Annotated in this window: 10 protein-coding genes; 3 read left to right on the top strand and 7 right to left on the bottom strand. The window is 52.8% G+C overall.

Annotation, left to right across the window (positions count from 1 at the left end; translation table 11 throughout):
* On the top strand, positions 1 to 1841 hold a 1841-nt coding region (locus tag QJQ48_RS22660), incomplete at its 5' end, for an nSTAND1 domain-containing NTPase (RefSeq protein ID WP_346293524.1).
* Positions 1842 to 2039: 198 nt separating this feature from the next.
* Positions 2040 to 2801 (top strand): Uma2 family endonuclease, encoded by a 762-nt coding sequence (locus QJQ48_RS22655; protein ID WP_346293523.1) that lies wholly within the window; start codon positions 2040 to 2042, stop codon positions 2799 to 2801.
* 5 nt (positions 2802 to 2806) lie between these two features.
* Here the strand turns inward: QJQ48_RS22655 and QJQ48_RS22650 are convergent, their stop codons facing one another.
* The 5 genes from QJQ48_RS22650 to QJQ48_RS22630 all read right to left on the bottom strand — a co-directional run bounded on the left by QJQ48_RS22650 (position 2807) and on the right by QJQ48_RS22630 (position 9543).
* Entirely contained in the window at positions 2807 to 4132 is a 1326-nt protein-coding gene (locus QJQ48_RS22650) for a hypothetical protein (protein ID WP_346293522.1), read from the bottom strand.
* Between the two features lie 536 nt (positions 4133 to 4668).
* A complete protein-coding gene (locus QJQ48_RS22645) occupies positions 4669 to 4950 on the bottom strand; it encodes a hypothetical protein (RefSeq protein ID WP_346293521.1) in 282 nt (93 codons plus the stop codon).
* Positions 4951 to 5261: 311 nt separating this feature from the next.
* Positions 5262 to 7022, bottom strand: a complete 1761-nt coding sequence (locus tag QJQ48_RS22640; protein ID WP_346293520.1) for a mechanosensitive ion channel family protein — start codon at positions 7020 to 7022, stop codon at positions 5262 to 5264.
* Between the two features lie 142 nt (positions 7023 to 7164).
* The gene (locus tag QJQ48_RS22635) at positions 7165 to 8829 is read right to left on the bottom strand and encodes an alpha/beta hydrolase (RefSeq protein WP_346293519.1); all 1665 of its coding nucleotides are present in this window, start codon (positions 8827 to 8829) and stop codon (positions 7165 to 7167) included.
* A gap of 201 nt (positions 8830 to 9030) precedes the next feature.
* Positions 9031 to 9543 carry a DUF421 domain-containing protein gene (locus QJQ48_RS22630; protein ID WP_346293518.1) on the bottom strand — a complete coding sequence of 171 codons (513 nt, stop codon included), beginning with the start codon at positions 9541 to 9543 and terminating at the stop codon, positions 9031 to 9033.
* A 435-nt stretch (positions 9544 to 9978) separates the two neighbouring features.
* On the opposite strand from QJQ48_RS22630, the gene QJQ48_RS22625 reads away from it, so the two are divergent.
* Entirely contained in the window at positions 9979 to 10635 is a 657-nt protein-coding gene (locus QJQ48_RS22625) for a DUF998 domain-containing protein (protein WP_346293517.1), read from the top strand.
* 25 nt (positions 10636 to 10660) lie between these two features.
* Here QJQ48_RS22625 and QJQ48_RS22620 read toward each other — a convergent pair whose 3' ends face one another.
* On the bottom strand, positions 10661 to 11041 hold the full coding sequence (locus QJQ48_RS22620) for a ribosomal maturation YjgA family protein (protein ID WP_346293516.1): 381 nt from the start codon (positions 11039 to 11041) through the stop codon (positions 10661 to 10663).
* Between the two features lie 18 nt (positions 11042 to 11059).
* The gene (gene priA, locus QJQ48_RS22615; RefSeq protein WP_346293567.1) at positions 11060 to 13615 is read right to left on the bottom strand and encodes a primosomal protein N'; all 2556 of its coding nucleotides are present in this window, start codon (positions 13613 to 13615) and stop codon (positions 11060 to 11062) included.
* Between the last annotated feature and the right edge of the window lie 67 nt (positions 13616 to 13682).

The following is a 13682-nucleotide window of genomic DNA, read 5'->3' as shown; positions in this document are numbered from 1 at the left end:
GCGTGGCGTTAGGCGTGGCGGGAGGCCTGGCGTACGGCGTGGCGGGAGGCCTGGCGTACGGCGTGGCGTTAGGCGTGGCGGGAGGCCTGGCGTTCGGCGTGGCGTACGGCGTGGCGGGAGGCCTGGCGGGAGGCGTAGGCGCGTGGGTGAACTGGTGGCGGCCAGTTGTGATGTCAGCTTTGCTGGTTCCCTGGCATTTCTGGCTTTACCGAATTGACGAAGCCAGAGCAGGCAAACAGCCTAGCCTACTGCACAGACATTTAGCCTTTTGGGATGAATGGCAACACCTGCCTATTTGGGGACTTGATAAGCATTTGCTACTGATTCTAGAACGCAGCCCCCTTGAAGGACAGGCTGCCCTAAACTATCTCAGCACTAGCCGTCAGCGCTGGGCCGCTCAAGCCGCTCAGATTGAGCTAGATGCCCGTCAGCTAGAGCGCTGCGCCGATGCCCAGGCAGTTGGACAGATTTATCATCACCTCACTATTAGCGAACTCGCTAGCCCAGCCGACACCCTATTCCGCAGCTTCAACAGCGTTAGTAAAGATGTAGAAGCGGCTCTCGATCAGGCCAGTACCTACAATCAACGATTAGTGCTTAAGGCTGTAGGCGATCGCCTCGATGCCCTGATTCGAGAACTCACCCGCAGCAGCGACAAATATGCCGTCCGCTTTCGCCCGATCGCCCAGCGCTGGAGCCGCATCATTGTCCTAGAGCTAGACGCACTCACTCAAGCTGCCGAGCTGCGCCAAGAGATTGATTCCCCCTACATCATTGGCATTCCCCTTACTCAGCGTCAGGAAATCTTTGTCGGACGGGCGGAAATTAGCCGCCGAATTGAACAGCTTTTGCGCGATCGCCGCCGTCCCCCTTTGCTGCTCTATGGCCAGCGCCGCACTGGCAAGACTTCATTGCTTAATAACTTAGGGCGACTGCTCCCCAACAGCATCGTTCCCCTCTTCGTCGATTTGCAAGGCCCTGCCTCCCGCGCCAGCGACCACGCCGGATTTCTCTACAACCTGGCCAAAGGCATGGCCGACTCTGCTCAGCGCGATCGCCGCCTCACCCTACCAGCGCTCTCCCGCGCAGCCCTAGCCGATGATCCCTTCACCCGCTTTGACGAGTGGCTAGATGAAGTCGAAATCACGCTAGAGGACGACACCGCGCTCTTAGCCCTAGATGAATTCGAAGTGCTTGATCAGGTCTTGGTGGAAGGTCGCTTTAGCGAAACGATGGTGCTGGGAATGCTGCGCAACCTGATTCAGCATCGCCCCCGCTTCAAGGTATTGCTCTCCGGCTCCCACACATTAGAAGAGTTTCAGCGCTGGTCTAGCTACCTGATCAACGCCCAGGTGCTACACCTCAGCTACTTGAAAGAGTCCGAAGCCCGCCAACTCATCGAACACCCCGTCAAAGACTTTGCCCTGCGCTATGAGCCAGAGGCCAGTCAGCGCGTCCTCGACCTCACTCGCGGTCATCCCTTTCTAGTCCAGCTTCTCTGCGCCGAAATTGTGGTTTTGAAAAACGAGCAAGACCCCAGCGATCGCCGCCTCGCCACCCTAGCTGACGTAGAAGCCGCCATCCCTGAAGCGCTAGACAGCGGCAGCATGTTTTTCAGCGATATTGAATGCAACCAGGTTAGTCCTGAAGCCCTAGCCGTGCTGCGTCACATAGCCGCTCAAGGCGAAGGCAGCACTACAAGCCAAGAAGATTTGGTTCAACAGTTTTCAGATATATCAGAGACAGCACTGCCCTTACTCTTACGCCGAGAACTGATAGAAATTACACCCACGGGCCATCGCTTTCAAGTCGAGCTAATTCGCCGCTGGTTTGCTAGATGACAACCTCTGACATCATTGAATGCATGGGTAAAGCGGGGCGATCGAAGCAAGTTTTAGATATCTACGGCATCAGTCAGAATAAATTGGCTGTGATAAGGGGACTTGATTGAACCGTTGTTTATCGCTGAACACAGGAGAAGACCAATCCTGTAGCTCTCGTCTTAGGATGGAAACACAGCGCGATCGCAGACTTAAGTTATGGTTAGCAGCCCTTCAGTAATACAATCTGCTCAGTCTATTGTTTATCCCAGTGCCGATGGTGAACCCGTGGCGGAAACCTATGCCCATCTCTACGCCCTGCTGGTGACTCTCGAAGTGCTGCGTCAGTATCTTGAAGAACAGCAGGCTACGGTGCTTGGCAACCAGTTCATGTACTACGCTCAAGGCTTTCCTCGGCTGCGAGTCGCTCCAGACGTGATGGTGATCTTTGGCGTGGAACCAGGGGGACGGGATAACTATAAAGTCTGGGAGGAGGGGCAAGTACCGTCAGTGGTCTTCGAGATGACCTCACCCAGTACCCAAAAGCAGGACGAGAGCTTCAAATACACTCTGTACGAACAGCTAGGGGTGCAGGAATACTGGCTGTTTGATCCCAAGGGGGAATGGATTGAGAACCAGCTAAAGGGCTATCGGCTGCGGGGAGAGAGCTATGAGCCGATTACTGACGGTCACAGCCAACCGCTAAAGTTGAGGCTGGAGGCTGACGGCGGGCTGATTAGCTTTTACCGAGAAGATACGGGTGAGAAGCTGCTGATTCCCGGTGAGCTAGCTCAAGCACTAAAACAAGAATCCTCAGCGCGTCAGCAAGCCGAACAGCAGGCCGCGCAAGAGTCCTCAGCTCGACAGCAGGCAGAACAGCGAGCCGAGCAGGAGTCTGTCGCCCGACAGCAGGCAGAGGTGCAAGTAGATCAGCTCAAGGCTAAGCTCAAGGCACTTGGCGTCAATCCAGACGAAGTCTGAACCCGCTACGCTTTTTTGAGCGGTAACCGCGATCGCAGTCGGGTGATTGTCATCAGTCCGGCGATCGCGGCTAGTCCCCAGACAGCAGAACCCTCCGGTACTGAAACAGGCGAGTCAGACGCTTTGTCGAATTCAACCCGATATAGCGCTTCAACGCCATCCTCAAACTCTGCAGAAAACACCAAAAAGTTATCGCTAAGAGCATTCGTGCTGAAAAAGCCTAGCGAGCGAATAGCTTTGCCGTCTAAGGTGTCATTGACATCAACAATCTTCTGCAAATCACCTGAAATCTCGGCATAAATACCTTGAGGTTGGACATCAAAGAAGTTATTAGACTCGGCTGGCTCAACCGGCATAAAGCTTTGAAAAGCAATAATGTCACCGCTGATAGCAGGAAATGCTAAAAAGCTAACCGGATCGAGTTCAGAACCCACCAGAGAAAAAGTGTCCGTCATACCAGGAATTAGCGTATTAGTATCAAAGACAGGGCGCAGTGTTCCGCCCAAATTCGTATAAAGCCCGCCAAACTCTCCATTTGCATCAAAGGCTGTAAATGTATATTTATCGCCATCTAAAGATAGCCAGCTAACTAAAGTGGATGAAGATGGAAATGGAGACGGATTTTTAGGATTTGGGGGAGCTGGTGCTAAAATCCGAAACGTTCCTGGGCCATTGGGAATAGGCGTTGTATTATCAATAACGGTCTCTAAGACGCCATTGCGGCTTAGATAAATACCTTGTTGCCCGCCGATTTTCTCTCCGCTAAATAAGACATTTTGACCACTAATATCACTGAGACTAAAGAGATCAAATCTATCAGCTTCATTGGGAATCAGGGTATTACTATCTGCAACCACCTGAAGCAAACCATTATTGATTGAATAAACTGCACTAGCTGAGTTCGGTCCTCCAGTTCTTGCAGTTAACGAAACGTTTTTGCCATCGCTGCCAAAAATTGGAACGATAAAGCGCTGTTGATTTTCTGTCAGTCCCGGTAAAGTGTCATCAGGGGCAACTAAAGGCGTAACTTGTCCATTGACTGTGGCCTTGAAGATACCATCTCCAGATGCTGTGTCGCCATAAAAGAAGAGCCTGTCAGCTTCAATATCAGGAGAACGTAACCAGCTAAAGTCATTTAATGGATCAAGAATCGGCGTATCCCCCCCAACTATTTGCTCTGAGATACCTGAGAGTGGAATACGGTAGATTTCTCGTGAACTAGAAATAACGGCAATATTACCCTGACTGTCTATGGCAGGCTCAAAGTAAGCCTCAACCGCAAGAAAGGAAGTACCCGGAAAAGTATCTTGACTATCGATAACCTTAGTCAAACTAAAGCTGGCCGCGATCGCCCTTGGAGTTGACAAGAGACTCAAGCTACTTGCGGTTAAAACACCTGCTAAAGCTCTAACTAGCTGCTGCTTGAGGAATTTTGAGCAGGTTGGAGATAAGTTTGAGGTTGTCATAAATACCCAGTTGTCTGACGCTATAGGTAAACATACAGAGTCAAACAGTTCAATTCCAAAGCTGAGATAAAGAGTTGTCCCATTTTCATAAAATCTTTACAGGATGAAAAGGGGGTTTAGGATGGAAACACAGCGCGATCGCAGGCTTAAGTTATAGTCAGCAGCCTTTCACAGGATGAAAGCTTTCAGGACACCCTGTAAGAACAGCTAGAGATGCAGAAATACTGGCTGTTGATTCATAGCAAACTCTTTAGCAGTTAGTTCATTACGTAGCTTCTCACCCCCCATGAGTCGCGCTAGACATAGTGTTCCTTCTAGCTTCACCTCCAGGGATCAATTTTTTCCATGTTTGCGAAGCCATACCGCTTCTACTGTAAAAACCGATCCCTAGATGCCTTCACCTACCGCGCAGAGCGGTAGCGGATGAGATATCTAAACACCTCTCCCTGCTCCGGGGTCAGCAATAGTCCCCGCTCCGGGATGATGATCGGCTCACTCCAGGCCCGTTGCTCCGCATAGTTCAGCACGTCTAGAGTATTGACCGTCAGATCCACCCCTTCGCGCGACCCCATCACGATATGACGAATCCGCTCCCGCTCCGGACGAGCGCGGGGAATCGTCAGGCGCAGCGGACAGGTCGCCTCGCCGGGGTAGGCGGACGAAACAAATGGTATATGTAGCATTTTGAGGGATTCCTCCAACAAATAGGACAGGATCCTCAAAAATCAAGCCGCCCCAACCATATACAGCACGGGACGGCCACGAGTACCATAATACTCAGCCTCCGAGACTGGTTGCTTCAGACTTGGGGGTCAGGTGTCGGGGGTTGCGCTAACAACGTCCGGCACCGCACAGCTAAATTTTTGGGAACAGAGCAAGCTGCAGACACACAGCTATAAGTCAAGAATTTACCCTATTTGATCCCCGTGGGGCAAGTAAAAAATTAAGAACCTGCCAAAAGGTCGGCCCAAGTCGCTATAGCTGTTCAAGCTGCTCACGGAGCGCCGTCCCCCGCGTCTCCTTCCCCTCGCGTCCCTAACTCCCCATCCTCCCCACCTACCTCATCGCCCCCATCCCCATTTTTCTGCAAACTCTCCACCCGGAACCCCGGCACCTGATAGCCTTTGGGAAAATACTTCTCTGGGACGGCGAGCTGGTGCCCGTCGCGGACGGCTGAGTAGTGAGGCGAGAGAATTTCAATGCCCGCTTCGTTGCACTTGTCCTGCAGGTTTTGGTGCAGGTGAGAATAGATGCGGGGCATGAGCGAGGGCTTTTCAGTGTAGACATTCAGCTCATAGCTGACATAAAAATCGTCAAGGCTGGTTTGCAATACAAAGGGCGCTGGCTCCGTCAGTACGTGTTCCGTCGCGATCGCGGCGGCAATCAGCACCTCATGCACTTTCGGCCAGGGCACATCGTAGCCCAGGGTGATGGTGGTATGCAGCACCAGGGGTGGCGTTTTCTCATTGCGAATGGAGCCGCTGTAGTTGATGATGTGGCTGCCCAGCACCATCGAATTCGGAATAGTGACGACGACATTTTTGGGCGTAGCAATGCGCGTCACCAACAGCGTTTTTTCAATCACGTCGCCAGTGGTTTCACTAATCTGCACGCGATCGCCAATCACGAAGGCGCGGCTGTAGGTGAGGATGATGCCCGCCACAAAGTTAGCCACCGCGCCGCTAGAGCCTAGGGAAAACAGGACGCCGAGAAAGATAGAAATACCCTGAAAGGCAGGCGTTTCTGACCCCGGCAGATACGGAAAGACAATCGTGGCGGCAAAGGCCAGAATGGCAAAGCGAATGATGTTGTAGGTCGGTCTGGCCCACTCTGGATAGAAGCCAGGCAGGGTGATAGTGCCACGCCGGATTTCAGCAAAGGTGAACTTAATCAGCCGCAGCGTGTAGGAGGTGATGACGAGGATCAGGCCAATGAAAAAGAGATTGGGCAGATAGCTGACAAAACTCTGCCAAAGGGCGATCGCCGCTGTCTGCAGGTAAGCAAAAACTTCTCTAGACGCCCCCTGAGTCCAGGGAAAGAAGCTGAGCACAAAGCTGATATAGACCACCAGCAACGCCAAAAACAAGACCATGCGTATCAGCTTCAGCAACTCCGAGAGCAGGTCTGCCACGCGATCGGCTGGAACTAACTCTGTGCCTAAAATCCGCCAGCCACGAATCCGACTGCCCTGCCACGTCCGAAACTGGCGGTTTAGCCTAGCAATCAGCCGATTGCTCAGCCAAAAGCTCAGCAGAAAAATAACTGTCAGCCCGACCGCATAGAGAATCCCCAGGCTGATGTTTTGCAAACTGCGCGATCGCCGGTACTCGGCAACGGTCGCTCTAATTGTTGCCAGATAGTCAGCCGCGATCGCCTGCTGGGTGTCTCCCGCTGCCGCCGCATCTGCCGCCGTAATCGTCACCAAAACGTCTGCGCCCGAACGAATATCCACCGTTTGAGTGCTGTCATTTTCGACAATCTCTAGGGCTTCCAGCTCAAACTCCGGATTTTGGGCAAAAGTTTCTAGGCGCTCAGAAACCACTCTGGCCCGAAAGCTGGCCGGAAACGAAGCCACCCCCGTCTCAATGTAGAACAGAGGCTCCTCCTCCAGCACCACTGGATATCCGGCTGGCGGCTCCAAGCTGGGACTCTCCTCCTGAGCAACGCTGCCGACCCCACCCCACAGCAGCCCCACCAAGGCCATCCCAACCACCAACGCGGCCACCAGGTATCGTCTCAGCCCTTTGCGCCCCACAGCCTACCCAGCCTCATTTATTCGTCACCTCCAATATCACCTCCCTGCCAATGTCCCCCCCACTCAAAACTCAAAACTTAAAACTCCCCCATTTCCCCCATCTCCTCCATCTCCCCTATCTCCCCCATCTCCTCCATCTCCCCTACGGCAACTCCTCCGGCGGCAGCGATCGCACCAGACTCAGCGGCAGTGGATTACGACTCAGCAGGTCAATATAGGTCGGCGTCAAAAAGGTCTGATAGCCCGTCTCAGCGGTGAGATAGGTCTTGAAAAAGGCTAAACTGACCGCCTGCATGTAGCGTCTAGCCAGCTCTGGCGTCGGGCCGACCACATCGTCAGGCAGCGGAATGGCCCCTTCTTCGACGGGATCATCGAGGGTGGAAAAGTGGGTGCCGCCTTCCATCAGCAGCAGATAGCGCTCAGGCTTAGTCAGCCAGGTAAAGGGGCGAATCTGTTCGGCCAAAGCGGGCGTCACCGTGTCGGCGCTGCCGCTGACCAGCATCAGCGGAATATCGATTTGACGGTAGCCTGTCTTGCCAAAAATAGCGCTGCCTAGAGGGTTGATAGCGATCGCGGCCTGGATACGATTGTCTTCAAGCTCAGGCGTCTGATCGGGTAGCTGCAGCGCCAAACACTGGAGCAGCAGCGACAGGTTCAAAGAGTCAAAGCTGGGCGGGCAGCGTTCTTCTAGCTGCGAGCGATTGAGATTGGCCCCCGCTAGAGCCAAGGTGGTATAAGCGCCCAAAGACTGACCCAAAACGCCTATCTGCTCTAGGTTGAGGCGAGCCTGGAGTTCTGGGTCGGCGGCGGCCTGTCGTCTTAAAGCGTCCAGCAGCGTTTGAATCTCAATCGGACGCTGCACCAGTTCTTCTGGCGGAATAACCTCAGTTGTCTGTCCGGCCAGCAGGTTGGTAATTTGCTCGGAACTGCTGTCTGGATGCTCAATTACGGCCACCGCAAAACCGTGAGAGGCCAAGTGCCGCGCTAGGTAAGCAAGCGTGACGCGATCGCCCCCTAGCCCATGAGAGATCACTACCACGGGTGCTGCCTGCTGAATCTGCGGCAGATAGAGGTCAACTGGGAAATTGGCGATCGCTGGCTCAAAGGGAACCGTCTCCCAAGTGTAGGGACCGCTTTCAAACAGCGGTACCCAGTCAAAAACAGAAGCATCGGGTTGCGGCTCAACGGCTTGCTGGGCCTGATTTTGAATCAGCGCTACTGCCGCTTCCGTCTGGTTAATTTCGTTGAACACTTCGCGGGCAAGCTGGGAGGTACGCCGCAGGTCTATCCGAATTTCTGGCGTAGGGAACTGCTGCAGCACGTTCAGCAGCGTCAGCCCATCTTCATCTGCCGCCGCTAAAATTACCGCCGCTCGGATGGCCGAAAACCCTGGCTGCCGCGCCCCGGTGCGAATCACTTTGCCTAGCTCCGTCAGCAGGGCTTCTCCCTGAGGCGTGTAGAGAAACTGAGAAATGGAAACGACATCCACATCGGCCTCAATCAGCAGACTGGACTGAAACGCTGCGAGCTGCTCCTCAGAAAAATAGCGAGCATAGGCCCGCAGTTCGTCGCTCAGCACCCCTTCGCGGGCATACAGCTCTAGATCCTCAATGGGAATGGCCCGCTCCAGGACGGAATAGTTGAGAAAAACCTGTTCAGCGGCGATCGCCGGTAAGGTCAAGCAGGCTTGCAAGCAGCCAAGGCCAAAGGCATAGCGCACCGGGCGCGATAGGACTGGGGCTGAGGTCAGTCCACGACGAACTTTTCCCAAAAGTGGCACAATCGGGCGAAACGACAGTTTTAGCATCACTCCTCTTCTCTGGCTAGATTCTGGCTAAATGGCGGTTAGCTTATTGTCTATTGTCTCTGAGACATCTGATCTAATGCAGTCTTTATGACATTCATACCGATATCTTTGAGACAACAACACAAAACCCCCGGTTGGCTGGAGGAGAACCAGAGAAGCCACAGCAGCTAATGCCTACCTCCGGGATAACAAGTATTTCGCTTATTCCTGATTAATACCTCTGACATCCTTGAGCGAGGAAGCATTCTCCAGGCTTTTGATCACGCTAAAGCTGCCATCGGTTTCTAAAACTACAGCTCCAACCTGAGTCATATCACCAATGCCATCGCTGCGTATAGCGGCCAATATTTCTCCTTCTGCAATGCGCTGTTCTTTGAGCGTTTTGTTTCTAAACTGACCCTGATAAAAAAGCAGAGATGGCTCTGATTTAATTAGCTTTTGAATGACTGAAGATCGAGCTGCTATCCAGGTAAGCACAAACTGATAGAGAACCAGCAAACCGAACGCTAATGTAGCCTGCAGGAAAGGCGTAACCTCTTTTGCTAGAATCAGCGCTGCCAAAATGGAACCAAACGCGATAGTGATCACAAAGTCAAAAGAATTCCATTTTGAGAGTGTTCGTTTACCTGAAACTCGCAGAAACAAGATAACGACAACATATCCTAAAGTCCCCGTCGTCAGGGTATAAGCTAAATCTGATAAACTAACAGACATTAAATCCTCGCAATATTTTTTCCAAGAGTGTCGTTCACAAACTATTTGAACGAACAGATGTTTACAGATTTCAGGACGCTGCTTCCGTTGCTGTAAATAGTTGGCTCAAGTTTCGTAATAGCTGCGTCGAAAGCTTGTTTCCGTATAGATTAGGTCATTGGCACCCAGTTGACGTCATTCTCAAAGCTGAAGAACAATGATTATTTTCGCCTATATACGTTTGTTGAAAAATAGCCTTCATTGAGATTCTTCTATGAAATATCTCTTTAGTCTGATCAAATAAGTTCGCAACTAGTCTAAAGTAGGACATACGTAATGAGCTAAAAAAGATATGAAGTAAGGCTGCTTTCGAGAAGCTAAACTAGCCTCATCATTCTGATAAATCTCTTCTAATTTATAATTGCGAATGAAAATTAATGGACATGAATTATAAAGATGGATGAACAAGATTCTGGTTTAAGTTCTTTACTTTCTAACCAAAAGTTTTTTCAGATTTGTGGAGTTGCGGGAATTGCAGGTAGTTTGATTGCCGTAATTACTGACTTCATTGGGATTTTTGTTGTAGATGGCTATAATCCCTTCAGCCAAACTATTAGTAGTCTAGCCATTGGTGACTATGCCTGGATTCAAGATGTCGGACTTAACCTTTATGGCATTGGCTTACTAGTCTGCGCGATCGCGCTTTGGCGCTGGAACCTAGGTGACTGGCGCTGGCGGTTCGGCTCAGTGCTCGTATTCCTGCTCGGTATCGACATTATCGTGATCTCAGAACACGATCAGTATGCGGGGCTTCCCGGTCATACGGGCACCCCCATTCACCTGCAGGCGGTGTATGTATTGGGTATTCTGTTTCCCCTGATTTGTTTTCTCCTCTCGTTTGGTTTCCGGCGGATTAGTCGTAAGTGGCAGTATTTTAGCTGGATCACGGCTGCGGTTTGGCTTATTTTTGCACCTCCCTTCTTTCAGGTGCCGACAGCTCTTGATGGTTTATATGAGCGCTTTATTTCAGTTATTTTGCTGGGCTGGACAATCGCCACTAGCTGGCTTATTTTTCGTCAAGGCTCAAGCCTCTCAAGCTCTAAAACTAATTAAATTAGGCGCTGTTTGTCCGACAAAATCAGCGATCGCTCTCGTACCTGCCAGCGGCCTTTTCAAAGCAAAGCAGTATTACAAAGCCTGCACTGTAGGCAATAAAGTCCTCCCAGCTAAAGCTGGTGCCAATAACTGTTTTGGCAAGCGAAGAAGATCCCAAACCTAAAACTTCTACAATCTTGAAATATTGCAAAACCTCGACTAGAAACGAAAATATTAGAACGCCGATTGCGGTAGTTAAAGTTGAAAATTTGAAGAATGTTTTTATAAACGCATAGATCAAAATAACCACTAAAACATCGCCAATATAGAAGCGAATAAAACTGTCGCGAACAAAGAGCGCAATGTACAGCTCGATCAAAAACAAAACAACTGTCCAGAAAAAATAATAGGGTTTAAACCTCATTGGAATAATCTCACAGCGCTAAAACAGATTCAGTACGTCTACGTCCACGGCAAAGCTGACGTGGTTAGGGCAGTGCTGCCGCAGCGAGGTGATATCGGGCAGCTCCACCTGTAGAGCCACCTTCAGCAAAATCTGCCAGCGATAGCGCTGGGCTACCCGTAAGATGGGGGCTGGCGCTGGCCCTAGAATTTCGTAGTCTGCGCTTTTAGTCAGCGTGGCTAAACAGTCCTGCTCCAGCGCGATCGCCACTTTCTCGGCTGTCTTTTGCACCGCGATCGCATCTAAGCTACTCAGCCGCAGCAGCACTAAGCGGCCATAGGGCGGATAGCCCAACGCCTGTCGCTGCTCCAATTCCACCGCCGCAAAAGCTTCATAGTCCTGCTTTTGAATTGTTTCAATGGTGGGCTGCTCCGGCGTATAGGTTTGGACAATCACCCGCCCTGGCTGGTCGCCCCGTCCGGCTCGTCCGGCTACCTGAGTAATGGTCTGATAGGCCCGCTCCGCTGACCAATAATCGCTCATATACAGCAGCCCGTCCGCTGCCATCACGCCCACCAGCGTCACCTGAGGTAGGTCAATGCCTTTGGTGAGCATCTGCGTACCCACCAGCAAGTCCGCCTCTTTCTGAGCAAAGCGAGTCAGCAACGCCCGGTGAGATCCCTTATTGCGCGTAGTATCGCTGTCAAAGCGAATACAGCGCAAGTCCGGTAGGTGCTTAGTTAGCTCACTCACGACCCGCTGCGTACCGCTGCCGAAACGCTTGAGGTAAGGCGATTCACAAGCAGGGCAGCTAGGGGGATGAGCCTGACCATAGCCGCAGTAGTGGCACTTCAGCGTTGGTCTGGCCTGGGCATGGGGCTGGTGGTAGGAGAGCGAGACATCGCAGCGGGGACACTCAATTACGTAGCCACAGCTCCGACAAGAGACAAAGCTGCTGTGCCCCCGTCGATGGATAAACAAAATGCCCTGATTTCCCGCTTCCCGCATTTCTGTCAGCGATCGCTGTAGCGTCCGACTAAAAATAGAGCGGTTCCCTGCCTTCAGCTCCTGCCGCATATCCACTACTTCAATTGGCGGCGCAGGGCGAGCGTGGATGCGGTGGGGGAGAGGAAGGTAGAGGGAGTGGGAAGTGGGGAGCGGAGGGGGAGTGGGGAGCGGTGGAGCGTCAGCCTTGTGCCAATTTTTTTCAACTGGCTTTACTTCTCTATCTCCCCCTTCTCCTCCTTGCGTTTCCGCGTCTCTGTTCCCTTCGACTAACACCCAGCTCTCTAGGGATGGCGTCGCCGATCCCAGTACCAGCGGGCACCCTTCCAGTTCTGCTCGCCAACGGGCCACGGTGCGGGCATGATAGCAGGGCATGGGCTGGTCTTGTTTGAAGCTGCTGTCGTGTTCTTCGTCAAGGACAATCAGGCCGAGTTTGGGCAAGGGCGCAAAGATAGCGGAGCGAGTGCCGATGATGACTTGGGGCTGGCCGCTAAGCATTTGCCGCCAGGTATCGTAGCGTTCGCCATCAGAGAGGGCGCTGTGGTAGACGCAGACTTGGTCGCCGAAGCGAGCCTGAAAGCGATCGGTGAGCTGAGGGGTGAGGCCAATTTCGGGAACGAGGACGAGGACAGAGTAGCCTGCCTGTAGGCGCGGGGCGATCGCTTGCAGATAAACTTCTGTCTTGCCAGAGCCAGTGACGCCGTGCAGAAGCACAGGGGCAAAGCTTGCAAGCGGGTTGATGGCGTCAAGGGCGGTCTGCTGGTCGGGAGTGAGGGCTTTGGGGCGATCGCGATCGCCTCGACTGCTGTGGGTAGTTCTGAGAACTTCGCGCGGTTCAATCACCAGGCAGCCTTTTGCCGCCAAGGTTTTGAGCGTGGTTGAGGTCGTCCGGCAAAGCTGTAGGGCTTCGCTGAGCCAGCAGTCCCCCCCCTGTCTTTGCAGCACCGTCAAAATCTCCTGCTGCCGTCGGGTCAGGCTTTCAACGCTGCCTGGATGAGCAATCACGCTCACGGCCTGCTGCTCTTTGGGGCGGGGTGGCTGCGGCGTGGCCAGATAGCTTTCGACCCAGCCCTGCTGCAAAAGCTGGCGCAGGTCGCGGTAGGCGCTGCGGCTTTGCCGCTGCAAATACTGCCAGGAGTAGTCTCTGTTGGGAGACTGCTTTAAGCGCAAAAGCAGGGCTTGAGCTGAGTCGGGAAGCTGAGTGAACAGCGACTGCGGTGGGTCAGCAACAAGGCGAATCCGCCGTTTAGACTTGGCCAAAAGTCCCGGTGGCAGAGCCGTGCGGATCACCTGAATCAGCGGGGTCTGATAGTAGTGCGCTAGCCGCTCTAGTAGCTGCCAGTAGCGAGGGGTGAAAAAGGCGGCGCTCACCAGCGTATCGACCTGACGAATTTGGTCAGCCTCAAGCTGGGGCGGCTGGGTCAATAACCGCACCGCGATCGCCCCCAACTGCTGCGGGCCAAACGGAACGCTGAGAATATCCCCCGGCTGGACTGCTAAATGCGCTGCCAGCTCATAGGTGTAGAGTCCCTGTGCTCCCGGACAATCGACTAAAACTTCGACCCAGGTTTTTGGTCGGGCTGTGGCGATAGGAAAACCTCCTGAGACGCGCTAAGATGACACTTCTAGTTTAGGTCGTTTGTACTACTCTCTTAAG

The organism is Sphaerothrix gracilis Ecp01 (assembly GCF_030405905.1).
Classification (GTDB): Bacteria; Cyanobacteriota; Cyanobacteriia; order Phormidesmidales; family Phormidesmidaceae; genus Sphaerothrix; species Sphaerothrix gracilis.
This window is presented reverse-complemented; position numbering and strand designations above follow the sequence as displayed.